This window comes from Brachybacterium sp. SW0106-09, assembly GCF_001293905.1.
Lineage (GTDB): Bacteria > Actinomycetota > Actinomycetes > Actinomycetales > Dermabacteraceae > Brachybacterium > Brachybacterium conglomeratum.
This window is the reverse complement of record NZ_BCAK01000029.1, coordinates 11,959-36,537: the sequence shown is the minus strand read 5'-3', so window position 1 is coordinate 36,537 and position 24,579 is coordinate 11,959. Positions and strand designations below refer to the sequence as shown.

Annotated in this window: 25 protein-coding genes and 1 pseudogene; 16 read left to right on the top strand and 10 right to left on the bottom strand. The window is 73.1% G+C overall.

Annotated features, from left to right (window positions below; translation table 11 throughout):
* Together Y09_RS17570 and Y09_RS12530 are read right to left on the bottom strand one after the other, a co-directional pair.
* Positions 1-830, bottom strand: a pseudogene (locus Y09_RS17570) (hypothetical protein); the annotation flags it as partial.
* Positions 827-1,504 carry an ABC transporter ATP-binding protein gene (locus tag Y09_RS12530; RefSeq protein ID WP_053918028.1) on the bottom strand — a complete coding sequence of 226 codons (678 nt, stop codon included), beginning with the start codon at positions 1,502-1,504 and terminating at the stop codon, positions 827-829. The gene Y09_RS12530 and the pseudogene Y09_RS17570, both read right to left, overlap by 4 nt.
* A 421-nt stretch (positions 1,505-1,925) precedes the next feature.
* On the opposite strand from Y09_RS12530, the gene Y09_RS12525 reads away from it, so the two are divergent.
* On the top strand, positions 1,926-2,462 hold the full coding sequence (locus tag Y09_RS12525; RefSeq protein ID WP_053918027.1) for a CarD family transcriptional regulator: 537 nt from the start codon (positions 1,926-1,928) through the stop codon (positions 2,460-2,462).
* A 50-nt stretch (positions 2,463-2,512) separates the two neighbouring features.
* On the opposite strand, the gene Y09_RS12520 is transcribed toward Y09_RS12525, so the two are convergent.
* Together Y09_RS12520 and Y09_RS12515 are read right to left on the bottom strand one after the other, a co-directional pair.
* On the bottom strand, positions 2,513-3,826 hold the full coding sequence (locus tag Y09_RS12520) for an MFS transporter (RefSeq protein ID WP_148639646.1): 1,314 nt from the start codon (positions 3,824-3,826) through the stop codon (positions 2,513-2,515).
* Between the two features lie 70 nt (positions 3,827-3,896).
* Positions 3,897-4,568 (bottom strand): SRPBCC domain-containing protein, encoded by a 672-nt coding sequence (locus tag Y09_RS12515; protein WP_010551273.1) that lies wholly within the window; start codon positions 4,566-4,568, stop codon positions 3,897-3,899.
* A 91-nt stretch (positions 4,569-4,659) separates the two neighbouring features.
* Between Y09_RS12515 and Y09_RS12510 the strand changes: the two genes are divergently transcribed.
* From Y09_RS12510 to Y09_RS12475, 8 genes are all read left to right on the top strand, one after another.
* On the top strand, positions 4,660-5,406 hold the full coding sequence (locus tag Y09_RS12510) for a beta-phosphoglucomutase family hydrolase (RefSeq protein ID WP_053918025.1): 747 nt from the start codon (positions 4,660-4,662) through the stop codon (positions 5,404-5,406).
* The gene (locus Y09_RS12505; RefSeq protein WP_053918024.1) at positions 5,403-7,949 is read left to right on the top strand and encodes a glycoside hydrolase family 65 protein; all 2,547 of its coding nucleotides are present in this window, start codon (positions 5,403-5,405) and stop codon (positions 7,947-7,949) included. Before Y09_RS12510 ends, Y09_RS12505 begins: the two co-directional genes overlap by 4 nt.
* A gap of 147 nt (positions 7,950-8,096) precedes the next feature.
* Positions 8,097-9,278, top strand: a complete 1,182-nt coding sequence (locus tag Y09_RS12500) for a YihY/virulence factor BrkB family protein (protein ID WP_053918023.1) — start codon at positions 8,097-8,099, stop codon at positions 9,276-9,278.
* Positions 9,275-9,841 carry a peptide deformylase gene (gene def, locus Y09_RS12495; protein ID WP_053918022.1) on the top strand — a complete coding sequence of 189 codons (567 nt, stop codon included), beginning with the start codon at positions 9,275-9,277 and terminating at the stop codon, positions 9,839-9,841. Before Y09_RS12500 ends, def begins: the two co-directional genes overlap by 4 nt.
* A 135-nt stretch (positions 9,842-9,976) precedes the next feature.
* Positions 9,977-10,402 carry a ubiquinol-cytochrome c reductase iron-sulfur subunit gene (locus Y09_RS12490; protein WP_053918021.1) on the top strand — a complete coding sequence of 142 codons (426 nt, stop codon included), beginning with the start codon at positions 9,977-9,979 and terminating at the stop codon, positions 10,400-10,402.
* Between the two features lie 7 nt (positions 10,403-10,409).
* Positions 10,410-11,225 (top strand): tRNA (guanosine(46)-N7)-methyltransferase TrmB, encoded by an 816-nt coding sequence (gene trmB / locus Y09_RS12485; protein ID WP_053918020.1) that lies wholly within the window; start codon positions 10,410-10,412, stop codon positions 11,223-11,225.
* 34 nt (positions 11,226-11,259) lie between these two features.
* Complete coding sequence (locus tag Y09_RS12480; protein ID WP_053918019.1) at positions 11,260-12,303, top strand: LCP family protein; 1,044 nt, start codon at positions 11,260-11,262, stop codon at positions 12,301-12,303.
* 47 nt (positions 12,304-12,350) lie between these two features.
* Positions 12,351-12,716, top strand: coding sequence for a DUF4235 domain-containing protein (locus tag Y09_RS12475; RefSeq protein WP_053918018.1), 366 nt, complete (start codon positions 12,351-12,353; stop codon positions 12,714-12,716).
* A gap of 153 nt (positions 12,717-12,869) precedes the next feature.
* Here Y09_RS12475 and phoU read toward each other — a convergent pair whose 3' ends face one another.
* Positions 12,870-13,550 carry a phosphate signaling complex protein PhoU gene (gene phoU, locus Y09_RS12470; protein WP_053918017.1) on the bottom strand — a complete coding sequence of 227 codons (681 nt, stop codon included), beginning with the start codon at positions 13,548-13,550 and terminating at the stop codon, positions 12,870-12,872.
* A 172-nt stretch (positions 13,551-13,722) separates the two neighbouring features.
* On the opposite strand from phoU, the gene Y09_RS12465 reads away from it, so the two are divergent.
* Positions 13,723-14,988 (top strand): cell wall metabolism sensor histidine kinase WalK, encoded by a 1,266-nt coding sequence (locus Y09_RS12465; RefSeq protein WP_053918016.1) that lies wholly within the window; start codon positions 13,723-13,725, stop codon positions 14,986-14,988.
* Position 14,989: 1 nt separating this feature from the next.
* Entirely contained in the window at positions 14,990-15,679 is a 690-nt protein-coding gene (locus Y09_RS12460; RefSeq protein WP_053918015.1) for a response regulator transcription factor, read from the top strand.
* 91 nt (positions 15,680-15,770) lie between these two features.
* Here the strand turns inward: Y09_RS12460 and Y09_RS12455 are convergent, their stop codons facing one another.
* Complete coding sequence (locus tag Y09_RS12455; RefSeq protein WP_053918014.1) at positions 15,771-16,268, bottom strand: hypothetical protein; 498 nt, start codon at positions 16,266-16,268, stop codon at positions 15,771-15,773.
* A 276-nt stretch (positions 16,269-16,544) separates the two neighbouring features.
* Here Y09_RS12455 and Y09_RS12450 point away from each other — a divergent pair, with 276 nt between their 5' ends.
* On the top strand, positions 16,545-17,027 hold the full coding sequence (locus Y09_RS12450; RefSeq protein ID WP_053918013.1) for a CarD family transcriptional regulator: 483 nt from the start codon (positions 16,545-16,547) through the stop codon (positions 17,025-17,027).
* Positions 17,028-17,035: 8 nt separating this feature from the next.
* A complete protein-coding gene (locus tag Y09_RS12445; RefSeq protein WP_053918012.1) occupies positions 17,036-17,773 on the top strand; it encodes a 2-C-methyl-D-erythritol 4-phosphate cytidylyltransferase in 738 nt (245 codons plus the stop codon).
* Positions 17,774-17,880: 107 nt separating this feature from the next.
* On the opposite strand, the gene Y09_RS12440 is transcribed toward Y09_RS12445, so the two are convergent.
* Together Y09_RS12440 and Y09_RS12435 are read right to left on the bottom strand one after the other, a co-directional pair.
* Positions 17,881-18,192, bottom strand: coding sequence for a hypothetical protein (locus tag Y09_RS12440; protein WP_053918011.1), 312 nt, complete (start codon positions 18,190-18,192; stop codon positions 17,881-17,883).
* Between the two features lie 10 nt (positions 18,193-18,202).
* Positions 18,203-18,979 carry a 2-C-methyl-D-erythritol 4-phosphate cytidylyltransferase gene (locus Y09_RS12435; RefSeq protein ID WP_053918010.1) on the bottom strand — a complete coding sequence of 259 codons (777 nt, stop codon included), beginning with the start codon at positions 18,977-18,979 and terminating at the stop codon, positions 18,203-18,205.
* A 159-nt stretch (positions 18,980-19,138) separates the two neighbouring features.
* On the opposite strand from Y09_RS12435, the gene Y09_RS12430 reads away from it, so the two are divergent.
* The 3 genes from Y09_RS12430 to ilvA are packed head-to-tail and all read left to right on the top strand — an operon-like array spanning position 19,139 to position 21,287.
* Entirely contained in the window at positions 19,139-19,438 is a 300-nt protein-coding gene (locus Y09_RS12430; protein ID WP_053918009.1) for a PTS sugar transporter subunit IIB, read from the top strand.
* A complete protein-coding gene (gene ispF / locus Y09_RS12425) occupies positions 19,435-19,983 on the top strand; it encodes a 2-C-methyl-D-erythritol 2,4-cyclodiphosphate synthase (RefSeq protein WP_053918008.1) in 549 nt (182 codons plus the stop codon). The genes Y09_RS12430 and ispF overlap by 4 nt, the downstream gene beginning before the upstream one ends.
* Positions 19,980-21,287 (top strand): threonine ammonia-lyase IlvA, encoded by a 1,308-nt coding sequence (gene ilvA / locus Y09_RS12420; protein WP_053918007.1) that lies wholly within the window; start codon positions 19,980-19,982, stop codon positions 21,285-21,287. Before ispF ends, ilvA begins: the two co-directional genes overlap by 4 nt.
* A gap of 164 nt (positions 21,288-21,451) precedes the next feature.
* Here ilvA and galE read toward each other — a convergent pair whose 3' ends face one another.
* Together galE and Y09_RS12410 are read right to left on the bottom strand one after the other, a co-directional pair.
* Positions 21,452-22,450 (bottom strand): UDP-glucose 4-epimerase GalE, encoded by a 999-nt coding sequence (gene galE / locus Y09_RS12415; RefSeq protein ID WP_053918006.1) that lies wholly within the window; start codon positions 22,448-22,450, stop codon positions 21,452-21,454.
* A 141-nt stretch (positions 22,451-22,591) separates the two neighbouring features.
* Positions 22,592-24,052 carry a GuaB1 family IMP dehydrogenase-related protein gene (locus tag Y09_RS12410; RefSeq protein WP_053918005.1) on the bottom strand — a complete coding sequence of 487 codons (1,461 nt, stop codon included), beginning with the start codon at positions 24,050-24,052 and terminating at the stop codon, positions 22,592-22,594.
* Positions 24,053-24,579: the final 527 nt, after the last annotated feature.

Below are 24,579 nucleotides of genomic sequence, written 5' to 3'. Positions count from 1 at the left end.
GGCAGGGCGCGGAAGGCGCCGGCCGCCCCGGCGAGGTCCGTCGCCGTCGCGCTGGTGGTCGCGGCCTCCCAGCGCGCCGCCTGCGCGGCCAGCTCGGTCCCCCGCAGCCGACCGAGCAGGGCCGCGCACAGCGCGACGCCGGCCGCTCCCGCCGCCGCGAGACCCACCGCCCATGCCGCGACCTGTCCGTCCGACGGCGCGGCGCTCTGGGACCACATGCCGCGGGCGAGCTCCCGGACGGCCAGCAGCGGCGGCGCTGCCGCGATCGCCGCGCCGAGCCCGAGCAGGAGGAGCAGGAGGCGCCGGGGCGTCGACCGCAGCAGCTGTCCCGCGGACCAGGCGCCTCCCCACAGCAGCCCCACCCCGACCCCGGCGAGCGTCAGGAGCGCCGCCGTGCCCGGCCCCGTCCGGTCTGCCGCCATCAGCGTCGCCGCCACCAGCACGGCGGGCAGCGCGGCGGCGAGCAGCGGCAGTAGCATCGCCCGCGCGAAGGGGCGTCGCAGCACCCGGCCGCGTGGGAGCGGTCCACCGGCCAGGGTCGCGGTGAAGAAGGGCGGGAGCAGGGCGGGGCCCCGCACCGCGCCGAGGCCGACGAGGCCCGCGGCGACGGCGAGGGACAGCGCGATCGCCGTGGGCGGCGCCCCGGCGCTCAGCAGGAGGGCGAGAACGTCCCCTCGTGCCAGCGCCCGGCCCGCCGACAGCAGCGCCGGCAGCCCGAGCACGACGGCTCCCATCGCGACGACGTAGAGCAGATAGAGCAGGTCGCCGCGGGTGCGGGCGCGGGACCGCTGCGCCCACACCTCGCGGACGGGGCCGAGGGAGGCGCTCACCACGGCTCCTCGAGCGCGAGCCGGCCGTCGGCGAGCTGCTCGACCAGGCGCGGACTGTGGCTCGCGAGCACGATCGCGGTCCCGGCCCGGGCCCTGCCGCGCAGCGCGTCGATCACCAGATCGAGCCGGTCGGGGTCCAGGCGCTGCTCGGGCTCGTCCAGGACCAGCACGGCACTGGGGCGGGCGAGGGCGAGCGCGAGGGAGACCAGCTGGGACTGGCCGCTGGAGAGCTCGTGGGGGAATCGGTCCGCGAGCGGGAGGATCCGCAGCTCCTCGAGGAGATCTCGGCCCAGCGCACGGGCGGCCGAGGCATCGCTCCCCCAGGTCGCCCCCACGAACTGGAGATGCTCGAGGACGGTGAGGTCCCGGGCGGTCTGCGCCGGTCCGATGAGCGCCGCGAGCGCCTCGCGGAAGACGCGGTCGCGGTCGTCGGGGCGCCTGCCCGCCACGCGCACCCGTCCGGCCGTCGGTGCGAGGAGGCCGGCGAGGACCCGCAGCAGGGTCGTCTTGCCGCTGCCGTTGGGGCCGGTGACGGCCAGGACCTCGCCTGCAGCGACGCGGCCGCTCGCCTCCAGCAGCAGCACGCTCTCCTCCCGCAGCACGCCGATCCCCTCGAAGGCCACGACCTCCGGCGAGGTCGAGGGCGGCGGGGTCGTCGAGGGAGGGACCGGCATGGCCCCATTCCACCGCATCGTCCCGCCGCCTGACCCCGACGATCGTCGGCACTCCGTCGCGACTCCGGGGAGGAGCGTCCCGTCCGGAGCCGCAAGCCCGCCGCCGTCCGACCGGAGCCGCACGGCCGCGACCGTCCGATCGCGGCCGTCCGATCGCGGCCGTCCGACCGGAGCGACCCGGCCCGGATGTGACCCACACGGAAACGTCAGGGCCTGGATTAATTGTCAGATCCGTGAGACCATGGTGAGGCGCTGTCGTAGGCCTCGCCACCCTGTTCCTGCAGGTCGAGCGGGGCTCGAGCCGCCCTCGTCCCCCTCATGGACCGGTCCCGCAGGGCCGGGCAGAGTTCGAGGACGGCCGCCTCGACCCCACCAGGGCCGCGGTACCGCCGGCGCACAGGTCCACCGAGGAGGAACCCCCTTGTCCGTTGCCACTGCGTCCGACTCCACCGCGTCGAAGGTCGGCAAGGTGCTCACGCACCCCGTCCACGGTCCGGTGCGCATCGTCTCGACCCTGACCCGCACCGTCCGGGGCGAGCAGCGTGAGTACGTGGACCTGGAGGTCATCGGCGACGAGATGCAGATCTCCGTGCCCGCCGACGGCAAGGACGTCGTCGGTCTGCGCCCGGTGCTCGGGACGAAGGAGATCGACGAGCTGATCGCCCAGCTCGGCGAGCCCATCGAGCCCCCGGCGAAGAAGGCGTCCTGGGCCCACCGCATCAAGTCCCTGCAGATGCAGCTCCAGTCCGGCCGTCTCACCGACCGCATCGAGGTCATCCGCTCGATCGTGCGCGACTCCGGCGGCACCCCGTCCTCCCTCGCGGAGCGGAACCTGCTCAAGCAGGCCATCGACCCGCTGGCGTCGGAGATCGCGATCGCCCGCTCCGTGACCCGCGAGTCGGCCGCGGAGCTGCTGCAGAGCACCGCCGAGGACGCCCTCGTCGACGCCGCGGCCTGACCGCCGCCCCGGCGCGCTCCCGAGCCGCCGCACCGCCCCGCTGCCCCGTGTCAGCGCCCCCGGGTCACCCCGGAGGGTGTGACGCGGGGCAGCGTGCGTGAGAGCCACAGCCCGCCCGCGACGCAGAGCGCCCCGGTGGCGGCGCCCGCGACGGCGACGGGGGCGAGCAGGGTGATCGCGGTGACCAGCAGCGGGGCGGAGAGCCGCCCGGCACCGAGCATCGTGTTCCACCAGGAGAGGTAGCGGGTGCGCCGGTGGACCGGGGAGACGTCGATCCCGAGGGTCATCACGATCCCGGAGCCGAGCCCGTTGCCGAGTCCGATCAGCAGGCTGGGCAGGAGCAGCGCGAGCACCGCGGCGCTGCCGCTCCCGCCCGCCCAGACGGTGCCGAGCAGCGCCAGCAGGAGGAATCCCGCGCCCATCACGAGCGCGCAGGGCACCGCGACCGCGGCGCGGCCGTACCTGTCCATGAGCGTTCCCGCCGGGATCACCAGCAGGATCTCCAGCGCCGCGGAGATCCCGAAGACCACCGAGATCCACACCGGGTCCAGGCCCAGCGCATCGCCCAGCAGCGGGACGATCACGGGCCGGTTCACCCGCGCCATCATCACCGGCGCGATCCCGACGCCGACGGCCACCATCCGCCGCAGCACCGCCCGGTCCAGCGCGACGCGAGCCGTGGTGCGTGGGGCGCGGCCCCGTCGGCCCGTCGCGCCGTCGGCCCGCGCCTCCCCCGGCGGGAGGAAAACGGCCACCATCACGGTGCCGGCCGCGGCGGTGAGCGCGAAGAGCAGGAACACCCAGGCCATCGATCCGGCCGCCATCACGACCGCGCCGAGCAGCGGCCCGATCACCTCCCCCACCCGGATCACCCCGCCGAAGAGGGTCATGCCGCGCGCCCGCATCGTCGCGGGCAGGGCGGTGCCGAGATACGCCTGCCGTCCCAGCTGCCACACCTGGGTGCTCGCGGCCATCACCAGCAGCAGGACCACCAGCATGATCCGGTGCACGAGATCGCCGCCGCCGCCGAGCGCGGGCGCGATCAGCACGAAGGCCAGGACGTTGGAGACCACGAGCAGACAGCCCGTGATCACCAGCGCCGCGCGCGCCCCGATCCGGGAGATGAGGCGTCCGGCGGGGATCGGGCCGAGGAAGGAGGTGAGGCCGAAGATGGTCGACAGCGCCGCGGCCTGCGGGACGCTGAAGCCGAGGTCGCGCGCCAGCAGGGGGATCACCGGCATCAGCGCGGCCAGGCCCACGAACTCCAGCAGGCTCGGCGCGTAGACCGAGGGGACCAGCCCGCGCAGCACCGACGCGGGTGAGCGCCCGTCCCTCGAGGCGGGGCCGGGGACAGGGGTGGTCACCGCCCGAGTGTGGCACCGGTTCGTGAGCCGGGGCAAAGACCTCCCGGGGAGCGGACGCCGTCCCGCCCGCTCAGGCCTCCTGCGGGGAGGCCAGGCGGGAGCGGAGCGCCTCCGCCTCGACGCGTCGTGCGACGCCCTCGTCCACCCCGGCCGCGACCGCCTCGGCGGCCCAGCGCACGGACCAGGCGCGCAGGTAGCGACGCCCCTCCTCGCCCCGCATCCACTCGCGGGTGGGGACGGGCGCCTCGGCGAGGCAGCCGTGGCGCCAGCCGTCGGTGTGCGCGACGAGCGCGAGCAGCGCGAGCTCCCAGCCGAGCGCCACCTCGCCCGGGCCGCCCCGGTCGAAGCGCTCGCGGGGCACGAGGACGGTGTGGCGCAGCCGCAGCAGCGTCGTGCCGTCGTCCTCCGGGTCCAGCCGGATCTGGAGCGGGTCCTCCTCGCCGATCTGCTCCCACAGCAGGGAGAGGCGGTGGGGCTCCTCGACCTCGAGCACGGTCCCGCTCGCGCCGTGCGGCGCGGTGAAGCGCCCGCCCTCGTGCAGCTCGCCCCGGACGGGGCCGTACCAGGCCTCGAGCTCCTCGGGGCGGGTCAGCAGGGGCCACAGCTGCGCCGGGGCCAGGTCCAGGTTGGTGGTGAGGGTGAGCACCGCCCGCACCTGCGGGTGGCCGCCGGGGGCCTGCTCGTCGATCTCGAGCTCGCGCCGCACCGCCTCCAGGGCGGGCAGCGACTCGGTGGCAGTCATCGTCTCCTCGGAAAGTCTCGAGCCGTTCCGGGCCGGCGCACGGGCGCGGGCACGGACCCCCGAAGCGTAGCCCACAGCCAAGGCCCGTAGCATTGCCGATGTGACTTCAGCGCGAACCTTCCGACCAGCAGATCTCACGGCTCATCTCTTCGATCTCGACGGGGTCGTGACCCCGACGGCCGAGGTGCACATGCGCGCCTGGGCGACGATGTTCGAGGAGTTCCTCTCCTCCCGCGGCGTCGAGGCGCCGTACACGGAGGCGGACTACTTCGAGCACGTCGACGGCCGCCCCCGCTACGACGGCGTCCGTGCGGTCCTCGCCTCCCGCGGCCTCGAGCTGCCCGAGGGCGAGGACTCCGACCCCGGCGAGCAGCGCGCCGGGGCGGAGACCGTGCGCGGCCTCGGCAACCGCAAGAACGAGCTCGTGCTCGAGCTTCTGCGCCGCGACGGCGTGGCGCCCTATCCGGGCACCGTCGCCTATCTGGACTCGCTCGGCGAGGGAGCGCGCCTGGCGATCGTCTCCTCCTCCCGCAACGCGGAGGAGGTGCTGCGTTCGGCCGAGCTCCGGGAGCGCTTCGAGCACGTGGTCGACGGGAACGTCGCCGCCCGCGAGGGCCTGCCGGGCAAGCCCGCCCCGGACACCTTCCTCCGCGCCGCCGCACTGCTGGGCGTCGAGCCCGCCGACGCGGTGGTCTACGAGGACGCCGTCTCCGGCGTCGCCGCCGGCGCCGCAGGGCGCTTCGGCGCCGTCGTCGGCGTGGACCGCGGAGCGGGGCGCGAGGAGCTGACCGACGCCGGAGCCACCCTCGTCGTCGCCGATCTGGAGGAGCTGGCATGACCCGTCTGCGCTCGCTGCCCGAGGACCCCGTGAACCGCACCCGCCTGCCGGTCGACGAATGGCGCCTGGTCGAGTCACGGCCGGACGGGGACTTGGGCCTGATGGAGACTCTGTTCGCGACCGCGAACGGCTATCTCGGCATGCGCGGCACGCCCGAGGAGGGCCGCGACGCGCACAGCCACGGCACCTTCCTCAACGGCTTCCACGAGACCTGGGAGATCAACCACGCCGAGTCCGCCTTCGGCTTCGCCCGCACAGGGCAGACGATGATCTCGGTGCCGGACTCCTCCACGCTCAAGCTGTACGTGGACGACGAGCCGCTGCTGCTGTCGATCGCGGACCTCGAGGAGTACGAGCGCTGGATCGACTTCCGCGAGGGCGTGCTGCGGCGCGAGCTGATCTGGCGCACCCCCGCCGGGAAGCGCGTGAAGGTCTCCACCGCGCGGATGATCTCCTTCTCCCAGCGCCACCTCGCGCTGATGACGATGCGGGTGGAGATGCTGGAGGGCTCCGCCCCGATCGCGATCTCCTCCCAGATCGTGAACCGGCAGGACTTCCGCGACGACTTCGGCAAGGGCGTGGACGGCGGCCCCGTCACCGACAAGGCCGATCCGCGCCAGACCACCGCCTTCACCCACCGGGTGCTCGAGCCGATGCAGGACTGGCACAGCGAGCGGCGGATGCTGCTGGGCTACCGGGTGGCGCGCTCGGGCATGACCCTCGCCGTCGGCGCGGACCACGTGATCGAGTCCGACGCCGAGACCGAGCACCTCATGGACACCTCGGCCGACTTCGGCCGACAGGTCACCCGCGCCCATCTCGAGGAGGGCTCGGTGCTGACGGTGCGCAAGTCGGTGGCCTACCACTCCTCGCGCTCGGTGCCCCATCGCGAGCTCTTCGACCGCTGCCGCCGCACCCTGGACCGGGTGCGTCGTGACGGCTTCGAGGCGCATCTCGCGGCGCAGCGGGAGTACCTCGCGGACTTCTGGCAGAGCTCGGACGTGCAGCTGCCGGGCCAGCCCGAGGCGCAGCAGGCGACGCGCTGGTGCCTGTTCCAGCTCGCCCAGGCCACGGCCCGCTCCGACCAGTGGGGAATCCCCGCCAAGGGCGTGACCGGCTCGGGCTACGAGGGCCACTACTTCTGGGACAGCGAGATCTACGTCGTCCCCTTCCTCACCTTCACCCAGCCGCGCTGGGCCCGCAACGCGCTGCGCTTCCGCACGACCATGCTGCCCAAGGCGCGCGAGCGGGCACGGGAGCTGAACCAGCGCGGGGCCCTGTTCCCCTGGCGCACGATCAACGGCGACGAGGCCTCCGCCTACTACGCGGCCGGCACCGCGCAGTACCACATCGACGCCGACGTCTCCTACGCCTTCTGCCAGTACGCGGATGTGACCGGCGACGTCGACTTCGAGCGCCGCGACGGGGTACAGGTGCTGGTGGAGACCGCCCGGATGTGGGCGGACCTCGGGTTCTGGCGGGTCACCGCCGCGGGCGTCTCGAGCTTCCACATCAACGGCGTGACCGGTCCGGACGAGTACACGACGGTCGTGAACAACAACCTGTTCACGAACGTGATGGCGCGCTACAACCTGCGCCGCGCGGCCCGCGCCGTGCGGGACCTGCGCGCGGCCGACGAGGCCGCCTACGAGGCGCTGCGCGTCGAGCTCGAGCTGGACGAGATGGAGCTGGACCAGTGGGAGGCCTGCGCGGACGGCATGTTCGTGGCGAAGGACGACTCCCTCGGCATCCACCTCCAGGAGGACCGCTTCCTGGAGCGGGAGATCTGGGACGTGGCGAACACCCCGGAGGAGGCGTTCCCGCTGCTGCTGAACTTCCACCCGCTGGTGATCTACCGCTTCCAGGTGCTCAAGCAGGCCGATGTGGTGCTGGCCCAGTTCCTGCGCGGCAGCGAGTTCACCGCGGAGGAGAAGCGCGCCGACTTCGAGTACTACGACCCGATCACCACCGGGGACTCCTCGCTCTCCGCCGTGGTCCAGTCGATCATGGCCGCCGAGGTGGGCCATCAGGAGGCGGCGCTGGACTACTTCCGGGCCGGGCTCTTCGTGGACCTCGGGAACCTCCACGGCAACACCTCCGACGGAGTGCACATCGCCTCGGCGGGCGGGGTGTGGAACGCGCTCGTGCACGGCTTCGGCGGGATGCGCCACGACGAGGGCCGGATCAGCTTCGACCCGCGGCTGCCGGCGCAGTGGCCCGAACTCTCCTTCCCCCTGACGGTGCGCGGCTCCCGCTTCCGGGTGCGCCTGGTGCGCGAGGAGATCTCCTTCACGCTCGAGACCGGCGAGGAGATCGAGATCTCCGTGCGCGGCGAGAGCGTGCGGGTGACCGCCGACGGCGTCTCCATCCCGCTCGCGGACCAGGGCCCGCTGCTGGACGATGCGGTGCTGTCCAGGCCCGTCGGCCTGGGCGATGCCCGCGCGGACGGCTCGATCATGACCTCCTTCGTGCCGGGCGATCCCGAGGACCCATGGGAGTACCCGGTCGCCTCCGACCCCGACGACATCGTCGACGAGGGCTGAGAGTTCATCGACGGAGGCTGACCGGCGCGTCCACGAGGGCGGGGCCGTGCGGTGCGGTGGACTAGGCTCCACAGCGCCCGCACGGCCCCCGCCCCTCCGTCCCGACCTCCGGTCCGGGACCCGACACCCCTCCGGAGCAGCTCCACGGTGACCACCTCCCGTCCGCGTCGGCCACGGCCGCAGGTCGAGCTCGTCCGACCCCGGCTGAGCATCCTGCACGTCCTGAACCGGGTGCGGATGCGGCTGCTGGACATCCAGGTGTGGGACGTGGCCGGGACGATGACCTTCTACCTGCTGCTGTCGCTGTTCCCGGGCGCGGTGGCCGTCGTGTCGATGATGTCGCTGATCGGGATCGAGTCGGAGACGCTCTCCGCGCTCTCCGGGCTGATCACCGAGATCTTCCCGACCCTGGATCCGCGTCCCTATCTCGGGGCGATCCAGGCCGTCTCCAGCACCGGCGGCGGCCTGCTGGGCCTGCTGCTGGGCACGCTCGGCTCGCTGGTCTCCGCGTCCAACGGCGTCGCCGCCTTCCACCGCGCGCTGCACAGGGTCTACGACACCCGCGAGGGGCGGCCCTTCCTGTGGTTCCGCACGATCGTGTTCGGCGAGACGGTGCTCATCACCGCGGTGGTGCTGCTCGCGATCGGCATGATCATCCTGGGCGGCGAGGCGAGCCAGCGCATCGGCGAGTTGATCGGGATCCCGCTGTTCGCCTTCCACGCCTGGAACATCGTGAAGTGGCCGGTCCTGCTGGTCATCCTGATCATCGGGGTGTCGCTGGCCTACTACCTGTTCCCCAACGTGCGACTGCCGCGCTACCGGCTGATGACGCTGGGCTCGACCCTCAGCGTGCTCACCCTGTTCGGGACCGCGCTGGTGGCCGGGCAGCTGCTCGTCTACGCGACCCGCTTCGCGGAGGTCCTCACCGCCCTCAACGGCCTGATCGCGATCCTGCTGCTGATGTGGATCGCGAACATCGTGGTGATCACCGGCGCGGCGCTGGACGCCGAGTTCCTGCGCGCCCGCCAGCTCGCCACCGGCCTGGAGGCCTGGCACAAGCTCGAGCTCGCGCCGCACGCGACCCACACCCTGGACTTCCTCGCCCGTGACGCCGTCGACGCGGAGGAGCTGGGCCGCGCGGTCGCCGAGTCCGTCCGCAGCGGGGAGCCCCTGCGGCGGGAGCGGGGCGCCTGGATCGTCGAGTCGACCAACCCTCTCGCGGTGAACCCGCCGCGCCGACACCGGGTCACCAGCGACCCGCTCCCCGAGGAGAGCACCGATACAGGGCCCTCCGCCGACCCGTCGAGCCAAGGAGGCTCCCCCGCATGACCGTCCGCCCGATCACCATCGCCGGCCACCGCGCGCTCTCGCAGCGCACCCGCCGCGTCCGAGAGGTCACCGACGAGCTGCGCACGCTCGTCGCGGACATGTTCGAGACGATGGACGCGGCAGGCGGCGTCGGCCTCGCCGCACCGCAGGTGGGCTCCCGCTGGCGGCTGTTCGTGTACTCCTGCCCCGACGTGAGCGACACGCTGCGACGCGGCGTGGTGCTCAACCCGGTCCTCGAGCGCTTCGGCGGGATCACCCTGGACGAGGAGACCCTCGAGGGATGCCTCTCCGTGCCGGGCGAGGGGTTCCCCACCGCACGGCACCGCGGCGCCCGGGTGACGGGCACGGATCTCGACGGGGCTGAGGTCGTGCTGGAGGACGAGGGCGGGGTGCTGGCCCGCGCGCTCCAGCACGAGGTCGACCATCTCGAGGGGTCCCTCTATCTCGACCGGCTCACCCCGGCGAGGAAGCGGGAGGCACTGGACGCGGTGCGCGACCGGGGCTGGCGCGCGGGCGGCATCCTCACCTGGGACCCGAGCGAGACGGAGGCCGCGGAGGTGTGAGCCGCGGGCGCGGCGCCGCCCCAGCCCGCGCCCGTCTCCGAGGATCGTGGGACGATCACGAGGCGGTCGCGGCGGTCACACCCGCTCCCCGGCGCGCCCCGACCGACGCACAGGGACCCTGACTATCCTGGCGGCATGGAACGCCCCTGCCTATCCCGCCGCCACGCCCTCCTGCTGCCCGCCTCCGCGGCCGGTCTCGGAGGCCTCGCGGCCTGCGCTCCGGAGGACCAGGGCTTCGGCACGGCCGAGCCGCTGCGCGCGGAGGAGGGCTCGATCCCGCTGGCGGACGTGCCCGAGAACGCCTCGACGCTGGTGAACTTCGGCGGCCAGCAGCCCTTCGTGCTCCTGGTCCGCGGGACCGGGGAGGACGTCTCCGCCTACTCCGGCTACTGCACCCACAACGGCTGCGCCCTCCGTCAGGAGGAGACCGAGCTGGACTGCCCCTGCCACGGCTCGCGCTTCGACGCGACCAGCGGCGAGGTGCTCGTCGGCCCCGCGACCCGTCACCTGCCGAGCGTGGAGATCGTCGTCGAGGGCGATCAGATCCGTCGCGCGTCCTGAGGCAGCAGTGACACCGCCCACCACTCCCCCGCCCCTGCATCCCGCCCGACGCGATGCCGGCACCACCCGCCGCGACGTCGTCTCCTTCGTGCGCCGCGGCGAACGCCTGACGCCCTCGCGCCGCGACTCCTGGGACCGGCTCTCTGCCGAGTACGTGCTGGACCCGCCGCGCGGCGAGCGCGACACGCTCCCGGCCGACGGGGCCCGGCTGGACCTCGAGGAGGTCTTCGGCCGCCGCGCGGAGCTGGTGGTCGAGGTCGGCAGCGGCCTGGGCGAGAACATCGTCGCGGCCGCGACCGCGCATCCCGAGCGCGACCACCTGGGCGTCGAGGTGTACCTCCCCGGACTCGCCCAGACGCTCAGCCGCGTCGAGAAGGCGGAGCACCCCCGGAACCTGCGCCTGCTGCCCCTGGACGCCCAGAGGGCGCTGCCCGCGATGCTGCCCGAAGCCTCGATCTCCGAGCTGTGGGTGTACTTCGCCGATCCGTGGCCGAAGGCCAGGCACCACAAGCGGCGCCTGATCAACCCGCCCTTCCTCGATGCGGTGCTGCCGCTGCTCACCCCCGGCGGGCACCTGCGCCTGGCCACCGACTGGGCGCAGTACGCCCACCACATGCGCCGCCGGCTCGATGACAGGCCCGAGCTGGAGCTCGTGCATCCGGACGGCCGGCGCCCCGAGGGGGTCAGCTCCGACGGCGTCCCCGAGGGCATGGCGAGAACCGGCTGGGCACCGCGGTACGGAGGTCGTGTGAAGACCAGCTTCGAGTCCAAGGGGATGCAGGCCGGACGCCTAATATGGGATCTCGCCTACCGCAGGCTGTGACCGCCCCGGCGGCACCGGACGAGGGGACCGATCCATGAACCGCAACGACGACGTCGAGCTGCCCGCTGACTGGGACGACGACTCGGACGTCGGCACGGAGCGCCGACGAGGCCGCCGCGCGGCACTCATCGCGTTCGGCCTCGTGGCCGTGCTGGTGATCGGCGTCGGCATCGTGGTCGGCAGCTATCTCAGCGGGCTGCGGAACTCCTACGAGAAGCGCTCCGTCGTGGACATCACCCGCGCCGAGGGCGAGCGCCCCGAGGCGGAGGAGGGCACCGGCCAGAACATCCTCCTGCTCGGCTCGGACAAGCGCTCCGAGGAGGCCGCGGCCGCGGAAGGCGTCACCGGCCAGCGCTCGGACGTGATGATGCTCGTGCACATCGCCGACGACGGCGAGAGCGTGTACATCACCTCGTTCCCCCGCGACCTCTACGTCGACATCCCCGGCCACGGCAAGGACCGCATCAACGCGGCCCTCGCCTTCGGCGGCCCCTCCCTGGCGGTGACGACGGTGGAGGACTACACCGGGGTGCCGATCGACCATGTGGCCCTGATCGACTTCGAGGGCATCGAGGGGCTCGTGGACACGCTCGGCGGTGTCGACGTGCAGGTCCCGATGGATTTCGAGGCGGACGGCATCGAGTACACCGCCGGCACGCAGTCGATGGACGGCCGCGAGGCGCTGGTCTTCGTGCGCCAGCGCAAGCAGTTCGCCGACGGCGACTTCCAGCGCAACCGCAACCAGCAGGCGGTCCTCGAGGGCATCGCCGACAAGCTCATCAGCGCCGACACCCTCACCGATCCGCGCAGGCTCGCCGACACGATCGAGACGGTCTCCCCGTACCTGACCACCGACGAGGGACTCACCGCCGGCGAGATGACGAAGCTCGGGCTGTCGCTCCGCTCGATCCGCGGGGACGACCTCCACTTCCTCTCCGTCCCCCACGGGGGGCCCACCACGACCAGCGGCGGCGCGAGCGTGGTGGCGACCGACGAGGAGGCGATGGACGTGCTGCGCGAGGCACTGCGCACGGACGACATGGGAACCTATTACGCTCAGTACGCCGGGGCCTACTGAGCCCCTTCGCAGGAGAGAACCCGCGAACCCGACGCCTGGAGGAAACCGTGGCCAATCCGCTCGTGAGCATCATCGTCCCCGTCGCGGGGATCATCGCCGCCTCCGTCGGCAAGAAGGCGGCCGAGACCGGCTGGGGAGTCGTGTTCGGCGAGGACGCCCCGACCACCAAGTCCCAGAAGGCCGCCAAGAAGGACGTCGCCGCGCGGCGCAAGCAGGCGAAGAAGGACGGCGCCTCGAAGGCGGAGATCCGGGCGATCAAGGATCCCGACGACGACCAGCCGGTCTGGAAGCTGATGCTGTGGGCGCTGGTCTCCGGCGTGCTGCTGCAGGGACTGCGGACGGCGGCCCAGCGCGGGGCGAAGACGGGTGCGGAGCGGCTGACCACCAGGCGGCCCCGCCCGAACCGCGGCTGACCTGATCGGCCGACGGCCTGACGGCCTGACGACGAAGGGGCGCCCCGCAGACTCTGCGGGGCGCCCCTTCGTCGTGCTCGCACTCCGTCGTGCTCGGCCGTCCGCGGACCCGTCGGGCCCGGGAGCGGTCGGCCCGGAGCTCCGGGACCCGGCTCAGAACTCCTGGACGTCGACGGCCTCGGAGAGGGTGTCCATCGCGTCACCGGTGACGAGGAATCCGACGCGGCGCACGAGGGAGACCGCGTGATCGCCCATCCGCTCGTAGAACCGGATCAGCAGCGTCATGTCGATGACCTGGGCGGCGGTGAAGGTCCCGGCCTCGGCGGCGGAGATCTCGCGGGAGATCTCGAGCATGAGCTCGTCCAGCTCGCCGTCGCCCTTCTCGACCTCGGCGGCCAGGGCCAGGTCGCGGTGGGCGATCACCTCGGAGGCGCCCTTGAGGGACTCCAGGCCCACCTCGGACATCCGCGCGATCTTCTCGCGAAACTGCTCGGGGACCGCGGCCTCGGGGTGGGTGCGGCGCGCGATCAGCGCGATGTGCGCAGCGAGGTCGCCCATGCGCTCGAGGGAGGAGCTCATGCGCAGGGAGGCGACCAGGAGGCGCAGGTCCGTGGCGACCGGGGCCTGTCGGGCGAGGAGCTCGACGGCCTTCGCGTCGAGCTCGAGGTGACGGTCGTCGATGTGAGGGTCGGCGGTGATGACCCGCTCGGCGAGGGCCAGGTCGCCCTCGAGAAGGGCCCTGGTCGCGTCTGCCAGGGCCGTACTCACCAGCTCGGCCATGTCCAGCAGGTCGTCGACGATGTGCCGCAGATCGCTCTGGTAGGCCTCGCGCATGTTCTCGCTCCTCTGTCTGATGGGGACTTCTCCCCTATCCTCGCAATGCCGGATGAACGTGCATCGCCGTTGGGTGAACTCGAAGCGTAGTCCCCGTGAACTCCTCCCCTCGTTCGTCCCGCCCTGCGACAGGTGGCGGGAGCGCGGAGCGCACGAGGCCTAGGCTGTCCTGGTGCCCCAGTCTGCCCTGCTCCTGCTCGCCGCGGCGATCGGACTCGTGATCGGAGTCGTCGCCACGTCGGCGCTGCGTCGTTCCGAGAGCCGCCGCGCCGAGAAGCCGGCGGTGCGGGACGAGGGGGTCCCCGAGGCCGCCGCGGAGGTGCTGGCGATCCTCTCCTCCGCCTATGTGGTGCTGGACTCCGTCGGCGACGTCCTGCGCGCCTCCCCCATGGCGTACTCCTACGGAATCGTGCGTGCCGCCGAGGGCGATTACCCGCGCCTGGCGAGCACGCAGCTGATGGAGCTCGCGTCGGACGTCGGCCGCAACGGCGGGTTCCGCGACGAGCGCCTGACGGTGCGCCGTTCCGCGCAGGGCGACACCGACGCGGTGATCGACGTGCGGATCGGTGCGCTCGGCGAGCACGGGGTGCTGCTGCTGGCCGACGACCTCACGCGCGCGGTGCGGGTCGAGGAGACGCGGCGCGACTTCGTCGCGAACGTGTCCCACGAGCTGAAGACCCCCGTCGGCGCGATCACGCTGCTCGCCGAGACGATGGAGGACGCCGCGGAGGATCCCGACGCGGTGCGCCGCTTCGCCGAGCGGATGCAGACGGAGACCCGCCGCCTCTCCCACCTGGTGCAGGAGATCATCGAGCTCTCGCGCGTGCAGGGCAGCTCCGCCCTCACCGACGCCGAGCCGGTAGAGATCGACGAGGTGGTCGAGGAGGCTGTGGCGCTGAACCGCAACTTCGCGCTCGGCTCGAACATCGAGGTCGCCGTCGGCGGCAGCAGCGGGCTGCGCGTCTTCGGCTCCTCCTCGATGCTGACCACGGCGCTGTCCAACCTGATCTCCAACGCGATCACCTACTCCGACCCGCACACCCGGGTCGGGATCTCGGTGCGGCGCGACGGCGGCATGGTCGAGGTGTCCGTGAAGGACCAGGGCATCGGCATCGCGAAGTACCACCTCGAGCGGGTCTTCGAGCGGTTCTTCCGCGTGGACCGGGCACGCTCGCGCAGCACCGGCGGCTCCGGCCTGGGCCTCGCGATCGTGAAGCACATCGCGACCGACCACGGCGGCGAGGTGACCGCCTGGTCGATGAAGGGCCAGGGATCGACCTTCACCCTCAGACTGCCGGAGATGGGCCGCACCGAGACGATCACCGTCGGCTCCCGCACGCTCGAGGTCTCCGCGAACCCGCGCACGACCGCCTCGACCGACGCTCCCGGCGACGAGCGCCCCCGACCCTCCGACCGACCCTCTGGAAAGGGAAGTTGAGATGACACGCATCCTGATCGTGGAGGACGAGGAATCGTTCTCGGACCCGCTCTCCTACTCGCTGCGGAAGGAGGGCTACGAGGTCGCCGTCGCGGACACCGGGACCGACGGTCTGCGCATCTTCTCCGCCCACGGCGCCGACCTGGTGCTCCTGGACCTCATGCTCCCGGGGATGAGCGGCACCGAGGTGTGCCGGGAGATCCGCCGCAGCTCCTCGGTCCCGGTCATCATGCTCACCGCGAAGGACGACGAGTTCGACAAGGTGCTGGGCCTCGAGCTGGGCGCCGACGACTACGTCACCAAGCCCTACTCCTCCCGCGAGCTGCTCGCCCGGATCAAGGCCGTGCTGCGGCGCGGCCAGGACACGGCCGAGGCGGAGGAGGACACGACCCTCACCGCGGGCGGCATCATGATGGACGTCGAGCGTCACGTGGTGCAGGTCCACGGGACCGAGGTCGCCCTCCCTCTGAAAGAGTTCGAGCTGCTGGAGATGCTGCTGCGCAACGTCGACCGGGTGCTCACCCGCGGCCAGCTCATCGACCGCGTCTGGGGCGCGAACTACGTCGGCGACACCAAGACCCTCGACGTCCACGTCAAGCGCCTGCGCGCGAAGATCGAGGACGACCCGAAGAACCCCGTCCACCTCGTGACCGTGCGCGGGCTGGGCTACAAGTTCGAGTCCGGGGCCTGAGCGCCGACCGACGTCGCCCCGGGAATGCGCGAGCGCCCCGCAGCCTGGCTGCGGGGCGCTCGTCGTCCCGGGGGCTCGCGCGGGGCCGGGCTCAGCCGGCGGCGGGCTCGCTCTCCCCGTAGTGGCTGAGGGTGGTCTCGAGCGTGGGCAGCGAGACCGTGGTGGAGAGGTCCCCGGAGGTGACCGCGAGATCGAGGATCGACCCCGGGAGCACGTCGAGCGCGCCGATCTGCACAGACTGCTGGCCCTCCTCGGGTCCGAGCTCGACGGTGCCCTGCGCCGGGACCTGCACGCGCGTGGAGAACACGGCGGTCCCCTCGTCCTGGCCCTCGAGCTCGACGACGAGATCCTCGTCGGAGTAGTTCACGACGGTCGCGTAGAAGGTCGGGGCCCCGGTCTCGTCCATCACCAGCACGGCGTTGCGCACGCCGACGTGGAAGGCGCCGTCGACCTCGAGGTTCGCGTTGGTGCCGTCGCCCGCCTGGTAGAACTCGTGGGTCTGCACCGGGCTCGTGAAGGTGCAGCCGGACGCCGCGAGGGCGAGGCCCAGGGCGGCGACGGAGAGTGCGAGACGGCGGGGACGGCGCACGGAGGACTCCTGTTCGATGCCGCGGAGCGGCGGGGACGATCGGGGACAGCCCTCACAGGGTACCCCACCGCGGCACCCCGGACGGACCGCACGGCAGGTCCGGCGACGGGCTCCTCGGCGCTCGCCGCGCCGCGCCGGGCGCCGCGGGCCGGCCGGCGACTCCCCCGCTCAGCACCGTTTTCCGCACCGGCGACGAGGGTGGGTCAGCGCTGGTCGGCGCGCATTTTACCATCCGACCCGGGTGGTAGGATGAACGCCGGAAAGGGGACCCACCACATGAACTTCGCTGTCGGCGAGACCGTCGTCTACCCGCACCACGGTGCCGCGCTCATCGAGGAGGTCAAGACCCGCACCATCAAGGGCGAGGACCGCACCTACCTCAAGCTCAAGGTCGCCCAGGGCGATCTCACGATCGAGGTCCCCGCCGACAACGTCGACCTCGTCGGCGTCCGCGACGTCGTGGACAAGGAGGGTCTCGACGAGGTCTTCGAGGTGCTCCGCCAGCCGTACACGGAGGAGCCGACGAACTGGTCCCGCCGCTACAAGGCCAACGTCGAGAAGCTCGCCTCGGGCAACGTCAAGAAGGTCGCCGAGGTCGTGCGCGACCTGTGGCGTCGCGACCAGGACCGCGGCCTGTCCGCCGGGGAGAAGCGGATGCTGGCCAAGGCGCGCCAGATCCTCGTCTCCGAGCTCGCCCTCGCCGAGAAGACCGACCAGGCCGAGGCCGAGACCATCCTCGACGAGGTCCTCGCCTCCTGAGCGCCCCGGTGACGACCTCGTCCGCCCCGGGGCGGGTCCGACCGCTCGTGCTCGCCCTGGCGCCGCCCGCGCCCGGGATCTCGCACGACGCCGAGACGCCGTCCCTCGAGACGCTCGGCGGCTCGCGCCTGATCGAGCGGCTCCTGAGCACGCTCCACGCGCTGGGCCTGCCCGCCCCGGTCGTCGTCGCCCGCTCCGAGGCGGCAGGACACCTGCGGGCGCTGCTCGATCCGCGCCTGACGGTCCTCGCGGTCGACGGGGATCGCCGACGGGCGCTGCGCGCCGCGCTCGACGCCTGCGACGACCCGCTCCTGCTCGTCCACGACGCCGAGCGCGCCCTGACCCCGCAGACCGTGATCGCCGAGGTCCTCGCCTCCCTGCACGGAGGCCTGGACGCGGTGGTGCCGGTGGTCGCGATGACCGACTCGGTCAAGGAGGTGCTGCCGGGCGGGCTGCGCAACGTGGACCGCTCCACCCTCGCCGGGCTCCAGAGCCCCCGCCTGCTGCGGCGCGAGGTGCTCGAGGCAGCCCTAGACCCGGCGCAGACCCCTGCTGAGCAGGCGCCTCGGGGCGGGCGCTTCGACGAGATCCACGCCGCCCTGGCCGCCGGCGCCCGGGTGGGGACGGTCCAGGGATCGCACTCGGGCTTCGCGGTGCTGGACCGGCTCACCCTGTGGCAGGCGCAGATCTCGCTGGGCCTGGCCCGGGACACCTCGCACCGACGGGGACTGGCCCGCCGCGGCTGAGCCCCGATGCCGCCGTCGGGCGTCCGGCCGGGGTCGCGCTCGGCCGACGCGTCGGCCCCGCTCGACCGTCCGATCAGCCGTGGCGACCCGCCGTGCCGACCCCGCGCTCAGCCGTCCTGGCGGCTGCGCCAGACGGTGCGGAACTCCTGCGCCATCCGCAGCGGCTTGGACAGCGTGCGCTCGGGGAGGCTGGTCGCGAGCTCGCCCGGGTCGCGGCGCAGCCGCCGCATGAGCCGGCGGGGCTTGCTGGAGATGCGCTGACGCAGGTCCGGGAGGTAGTCCTCCGAGACGTCCAGCCGGGTCACCGCGCCGCAGCCGGTGCAGCGGATCTGGGACACGAAGCGCCCGGCGTAGACCACCTCGTGCTCCGCGTCCTGCTCGCACGCGGTGCACCGCAGGAAGCTCTCCTCGACGCTCATCGTCTCCTCCTCACGCAGACCTCAAACCTAGCGCGCTGACCACGTCCTGGGCCAGGAGGAGGTCCTGGGCGTAGGTGATCTTGAAGTTGGTCTCCTCGCCGCGCACCCAGGTGACCGGGATGTCGGTGTACTCCTCGGCGCAGGAGGCGGTGTCGGTGCCGACGAAGCCGTCGCGCGCGGCCGCCTCGTAGGCGTCGAGGATGGTCGCGGCGTGGAAGCCCTGCGGGGTCTGCACGCGCACGAGCGGTCCGGCACCCGGATCCCCCGCTCCGGTGCCCTGCTCCCCCGGGCCGGCGAGCCGCTCCCCCGGCGCGACCGGGGCGATGTCCACGGCGGGGATCCCGGGGACGGCGCCGCCGTGCTCTCGCGCGGCGTGCAGCACCGCGGAGGCCAGGCCGTGGGAGACCAGCGGGCGGGCCGCGTCGTGGATCAGCACGGTGTCCACCGCGCCGCTGTCGATCCGGTCGGCGAGATGGCGCAGGGCCGCGAGCTCGGACTCCTGGCGGGTGTCCCCGCCGGGGATGATCTCCAGCGGCACATCGGTCTCGCGCGCCTCGACGAAGCGGGCATGCTCGAGGTCCTCGGGGCGGACCACGAACACGAGGATCCCCACCCCCTCGACGCTGGCGAGGGTGTTCAGGCCCCAGGCGGCGATGCTCCGCCCCGACAGCTGCAGGAAGGCCTTGTTGATGCCCGCCCCGACCCGGGTGCCGGAGCCCCCTGCGAGCACGACGCCGGCGGCCCGTCCGACGGGACGGGCCGGGCGCGAGCGGCGGGGCTGGGTCACGCAGGCATCGTAGACGGTGGCGCCGCACCGGCCGTCCCACGGGGGACCGCTGCGTGGTCCGGCCGGGCGGGACGTGACAGAATCGACCCGCTGGCGGACCGTCGGCGCCTTCGTCGCGCCCGGGACGCCCTTTCCACTTCCCCTGCACCAGGAGTTCGAATGCTCACCATCGCCATCGTGTGCGGCGCCGGGATCGCGACCTCCGCACTGGTCGCCGAGCAGGTGCGCGAGCACATCGCCGCCCGAGGCCGCCGCGTCACCGTCGTGCAGGCCACGGTGATGGACCTGCTCTCCTCGGACTTCCACGCGGACCTCGTGGTCTCCACCGTGGACCTGCCCGATGCCCTCGGCATCCCGCGCGTCTCCGGGATGCCCCTCCTGCTGGGCACGAACCCGAAGGTCACCTTCGACGACATCGACCGCCTGCTGGAGCGCATCGACCCGGACGGGACCCGATGACGCCCGCAGCACCCAGGATCGGCATCGGCGTGGACGTGCACGCCGCCGCCCCCGAGGACTCCCCGCGCGACCTGTGGATCGCGGGCCTGCGCTGGGAGGGCCAGCGGGCGCTGGAGGGGCACTCCGACGCCGACGTCGCCTGCCACGCCGCCTGCGACGCCCTGTTCTCCGCCGCCGGGATCGGCGACCTCGGCACGCACTTCGGCGTCGGCCGCCCCGAGTGGGAGGGCGCCTCGGGCTCCCGTCTCCTTGGGGAGGCGGCGCGCCTGGTCCGCGAGGCAGGCTACGAGATCGGGAACATCTCGGTGCAGGTGATCGGGAACTGGCCCCGCCTGTCCCGCCGCCGCGAGGAGGCCTGCGCCGCGATGACCGCCGCGGCCGGCGCGCCCGTCGCCGTCTCCGGCACGACCACCGACGCGCTCGGGCTGACCGGCCGGGGCGAGGGCCTGGCCGCGATGGCGACCGCGCTGCTGGTGCCCGCGGACGGCGGCGCCGCGACGGACCGTGCGCCCGAGCGGACCCGCCCCGAGGAGGACCGCGCATGACCACCACCTCCCGCTCCGAGCAGTCCCCGCTGCCCGTCCGCGCCCCGGAGGTCGAGCAGGCCGCGGACCGCCTCGGTGCGACGGTGCGCCGCACCCCGCTCGAGCACAGCGAGCGCCTGAGCGCCCTGGCCGGGGTCGACGTCTGGCTCAAGCGCGAGGACCTCCAGCCCGTGCGCTCCTACAAGCTGCGCGGCGCCCACCTCTTCCTCGACTCCCTCGACGCCGTCCAGCGCGAGGCGGGCGTGGTCGCGGCGAGCGCGGGCAACCACGCCCAGGGCGTGGCCCAGGCCTGCCGCACCCTCGGGGTGTCCGGCCGGATCTACGTGCCCAGCACCACGCCGCGGCAGAAGCGCGAGCGGATCACCTCGATCGGCGGCGACCTGGTCGAGCTGGTGCTGATCGGGGACACCTTCGACGACGCCGCGGAGGCCGCGGCCGACGACGCCGAGCGCACCGGCGCGGTGCAGGTCCCTCCCTTCGACCACCCCACGATCATGGCCGGTCAGGGCACCGTCGCGCTCGAGGCCGCCGAGCAGCTGCGCGAGGAGCACGGCCGGGAGCTGGGCACGATGGTGCTGCCCGTCGGCGGCGGCGGGCTGCTGGGAGGCTGCGGGGCCTGGCTGCGCGAGCGCTGCCCCTCCACCCGGATCGTCGGCGTCGAGCCCGCCGGCGCGGTCTCGATGGCCGCGGCGGTGCGTGCGGGCCGGCCGGTCGCTCTCCACGAGATGGACCGCTTCGTCGACGGCGCGGCGGTGCGCCGCGTGGGAGCGGGCCCGCTGCGGATGGTGCAGGCGATCGGTCCCGAGCTCGTCGCGGTGGACGAGGGCGCGGTGTGCACCCAGATGCTCGAGCTGTACCAGGTCGAGGGGATCATCGCCGAGCCGGCCGGGGCGCTCGCCGCGACCGCGGTGGCGACCGGCGTGATCGAGGGCCTGGCCCGCGCCGACGAGGACGGCGGGGACGTGGTGGTCGTCGTCTCCGGCGGCAACAACGACGTCTCCCGCTACACCGAGGTGGTCGAGCGCTCCCTCGTCCACGAGGGGCTCAAGCACTACTTCCTGGTGACCTTCCCGCAGGAGCCGGGCGCACTGCGCCGCTTCCTGGACCGGGTGCTGGGACCGGACGACGACATCGTGCTGTTCGACTACATCAAGCGCAACAACCGCGAGGAGGGCCCGGCGCTGGTGGGCCTCGAGATCGGGCACCGCGAGGACCTCGAGCCGCTGATGGCGCGCATGGCGGCCTCGAACATGGAGATCGAGCGGATCGACCCGCACGACCCGATCTACCGCTATCTCACCTGAGCGGGGGCGCGCCCGCCAGGGCGCTCCCGGCAGCGGCGAGGGCACGCTCGGGACGACCCACGCAGGACGACCCACGCAGGATGACCCACGCAGGACGACCCGCGCAGAACGGCGCCCCTGCTCCTCGTGGAGCAGGGGCGCCGTGGCATCGGGCGGCAGGGGGCTCAGGCCTCGGGATACGCCTCGACGTCGGGCGTGATCTCCGCCGAGCGGGCCTCTACCGCGGAGCGCACGATGTCGTCCAGTCCGTGCTCGGACTTCCAGCCGAGGGTCTTCGCGATGCGGTCGGCGGAGCAGATCAGCCGGGCGGGGTCGCCGGCGCGGCGCTCCCCGATCTCGGGGGTGATCTCGATGCCCTTCGCGCGGGCGATCGCCTGGATCACCTCGAGCACGCTCGAGCCCTCGCCGGTGCCGACGTTGAAGGTGCGGTGGGGCCGCTCCTCACCGCGCAGGTAGTCCAGCGCCGCGATGTGGGCGTGGGCGAGGTCGAGCACGTGCACGTAGTCGCGGATGCAGGTGCCGTCGGGGGTGTCGTAGTCGTCGCCGAAGACGATCGGGGCCTTCCCCTGCTCGAGACGGTCCAGCACGATCGGGACCAGGTTCATCACGGCCGTGTCCGCGAGCTCGGGCCAGCCGGCGCCGGCGACGTTGAAGTAGCGCAGGGCGACGGTGCGCATGCCGTGGGCGCGCTCGGCATCGGCCAGCATCCACTCCCCGACGTACTTGGTCGCGCCGTAGGGGTTGATCGGCTGCGGGGCGAGGTCCTCGGTGACCAGGTCCACGTCCGGTACGCCGTAGACGGCGGCGGAGGAGGAGAAGACCACGTCCCGCACCCCGGCGCTCGCACAGGCCGCGAGCACGTTGGCCAGGCCCGCGATGTTGTCGTGCCAGTACATCTCCGGGTTCTCGACGGACTCCCCGACCTGCTTGTGGGCGGCGAAGTGGATCACCGAGTCCGCGCCGGAGGCCCGCAGGTGGAAGGCGAGCTTCTCGCGCGCATCGGGCAGGGTGACGTCGAGCTCGATGAGCTCGGCCCCCTCCGTCCGGCCGCGCAGGCCGGTCGAGAGGTCGTCGACCACGACCACCTGCTGCCCCTGCTCCAGGAGGAGTCGCACCACGTGCGACCCGATGTATCCGGCACCACCGATCACGAGAGTCGTCATGGTCCGAAGCCTACCGGCCGCCGCCGCGCGCCCCGACCTCCCCACACCCGGCCGGCCTACGGGCGGCGGCCGCTCGGGCAGGCCGCTCCGGGCGCGGCGGGGCGACCGGTCGGGAGGCTCCGCCCGGCCACCCGGCGTCGGTCAGCTCCAGGAGCTGGCGACCGGACGGCCCTCGGCGTAGCCGGCGGCGCTCTGCAGCCCGATCACGGCCCGCTCGCGGAACTCCTCGGTGCTGGCCGCGCCCGCGTAGGTGAAGGAGGAGCGCACCCCGGCGGTGATCTCGTCGAGGAGGTCCTCGACGCCGCCGCGGCCGTCGGCGAGGTACATCCGGGAGGTGGAGATCCCCTCCTCGAACAGGCCCTTGCGGGCCCGGGCGAAGGCGTCCTCGTGGGCGGTGCGATGGGAGACGGCCCGCTTGGAGGCCATGCCGAAGGACTCCTTGTAGCGTCGACCGGACTCGTCGGTGCGCATCTGCCCGGGCGACTCGTAGGTGCCCGCGAACCAGGAGCCGATCATCACGTTCGAAGCACCGGCGGCGAGGGCGAGGGCGACGTCGCGCGGGTGGCGCACACCGCCGTCGGCCCAGACGCTGCCGCCCAGGCGGCGGGCCTCGGCCGCGCACTCGAGCACGGCGGAGAACTGGGGGCGGCCGACGCCGGTCATCATGCGGGTGGTGCACATGGCGCCCGGGCCCACGCCGACCTTGACGATGTCGGCACCGGCCTCGATCAGCTCGCGGGTGCCCTCGGCGGTGACGATGTTGCCCGCGGCCAGGCGCACGGCCGTCCCCTCGCGGGGGCCGAGCTCGGCCCGGGCGGTGCGGATCGCCTCGATCATCCTGTCCTGGTGGCCGTGGGCGGTGTCCAGCACGATCACGTCCGCCCCGACGTCGACGAGGCCGCGGACCCTGCCCGCGACGTCGGCGTTGATCCCGACGGCGACGGCGATGCGCAGGCGGCCCTCGACGTCGGTGGCCGGGCAGTAGATGGTCGAGCGCAGCACGCCGGTGGCGGTGAGCACTCCCCTCAGCGCGCCCTCCGCGTCCACGACCACGGCGGCGTCGTGGTGCGTCGCGGCAATGCGAGCGTGCAGGCGCGAGGGCTCGACCTCGAGGTCCTCGGGGGTCAGGATCGGCACGTCGGTGCTGAGCTCGTCGCCGACCTGGGCGAACGAGTCCCGACCGGCGATCTCCTCGGCGGAGATGGTGCCGAGGGGGCGGCGGTCCTCGTCGATCACGACCACGATGCCGTGGGGACGCTTGGGCAGCAGGTCCGCGGCCTGGCCGAGGGTGCCGTCGACGGTCAGGGTGAGCGGGTGGTCCACGAGCAGGTCCCGGGACTTCACGGAGCGGACGATCGAGTCGATGCGCTCGGGGGCGAGGTCCTGCGGGAGGACGGCGAGGCCGCCGCGGCGCGCCATGACCTCCGCCATGCGACGTCCTGCGACAGCGGTCATGTTCGCGGCGATCAGCGGGATCGTGGTGCCGGTGCCGTCGTCGCTGCCGAGGTCGACGTCGAAGCGGGAGGTGATCGCGGAACGACCGGGCAGGAAGAAGCAGTCGTCGTAGGTCAGGTCGGTCGTCGGGGTATGGATCAGGCGCATGGGCACCATGCTACGTACGGTGCGTGAGCGCGGTCCCGTGCGGCGCCCGGGAGCGGACCTCCACGAGGCCCACACAGCGATCTGTGCGTCCTGTCGCAGGCATATCCCTAGGATGTGGCGTATGACGGACCCCTTCTCGGCCCCGCGCCGCAGCCGCCGTCGGTCCGGACGGCACAGGCAGCAACCGGTCCGACGCACGGAATCCACGCCGCTCCCCAAGGAGCAGGCTCGACGGAACCGTGACGCGGCCTTCGGCGCCCCGAACCCCAAGCGCACCTGGATCGACACCCCGGCGGCGCCCGCCTCCGCGCCCTCGGCACCCGAGGCCCCGGCCGACGAGCGGACCGCCGACGCCCGGTCTGCTGACGCGCGCCCCTCGGACACTGTGCCCGTCGGCACCGGGCGTGCCGACGCGCGCCCTGCGGACCCGCGGGAGACCGACGCCCGGACCGACGAAGCGCGTCCGGCCGAGGCCCCCGCGCCCCGGGCCACGACTCCCACCAGCTCCTCGCGCACCGTCCGAGGCG

What these genes read in the sequence shown, in the direction of transcription:
- def (WP_053918022.1), top strand. Translation starts at nt 9,275, where the DNA reads ATGACCGTCCGCCCGATCACCATCGCCGGCCACCGCGCGCTCTCGCAG.
- ilvA (WP_053918007.1), top strand. Translation starts at nt 19,980, where the DNA reads ATGACCACCACCTCCCGCTCCGAGCAGTCCCCGCTGCCCGTCCGCGCC.
- galE (WP_053918006.1), bottom strand. Translation starts at nt 22,450, where the DNA reads ATGACGACTCTCGTGATCGGTGGTGCCGGATACATCGGGTCGCACGTG.
- Y09_RS12460 (WP_053918015.1), top strand. Translation starts at nt 14,990, where the DNA reads ATGACACGCATCCTGATCGTGGAGGACGAGGAATCGTTCTCGGACCCG.
- Y09_RS12515 (WP_010551273.1), bottom strand. Translation starts at nt 4,568, where the DNA reads ATGACTGCCACCGAGTCGCTGCCCGCCCTGGAGGCGGTGCGGCGCGAG.
- Y09_RS12505 (WP_053918024.1), top strand. Translation starts at nt 5,403, where the DNA reads ATGACCCGTCTGCGCTCGCTGCCCGAGGACCCCGTGAACCGCACCCGC.
- Y09_RS12410 (WP_053918005.1), bottom strand. Translation starts at nt 24,052, where the DNA reads ATGCGCCTGATCCATACCCCGACGACCGACCTGACCTACGACGACTGC.
- Y09_RS12440 (WP_053918011.1), bottom strand. Translation starts at nt 18,192, where the DNA reads ATGAGCGTCGAGGAGAGCTTCCTGCGGTGCACCGCGTGCGAGCAGGAC.
- Y09_RS12530 (WP_053918028.1), bottom strand. Translation starts at nt 1,504, where the DNA reads ATGCCGGTCCCTCCCTCGACGACCCCGCCGCCCTCGACCTCGCCGGAG.
- phoU (WP_053918017.1), bottom strand. Translation starts at nt 13,550, where the DNA reads ATGCGCGAGGCCTACCAGAGCGATCTGCGGCACATCGTCGACGACCTG.
- Y09_RS12490 (WP_053918021.1), top strand. Translation starts at nt 9,977, where the DNA reads ATGGAACGCCCCTGCCTATCCCGCCGCCACGCCCTCCTGCTGCCCGCC.
- Y09_RS12480 (WP_053918019.1), top strand. Translation starts at nt 11,260, where the DNA reads ATGAACCGCAACGACGACGTCGAGCTGCCCGCTGACTGGGACGACGAC.
- ispF (WP_053918008.1), top strand. Translation starts at nt 19,435, where the DNA reads ATGACGCCCGCAGCACCCAGGATCGGCATCGGCGTGGACGTGCACGCC.
- Y09_RS12430 (WP_053918009.1), top strand. Translation starts at nt 19,139, where the DNA reads ATGCTCACCATCGCCATCGTGTGCGGCGCCGGGATCGCGACCTCCGCA.
- Y09_RS12450 (WP_053918013.1), top strand. Translation starts at nt 16,545, where the DNA reads ATGAACTTCGCTGTCGGCGAGACCGTCGTCTACCCGCACCACGGTGCC.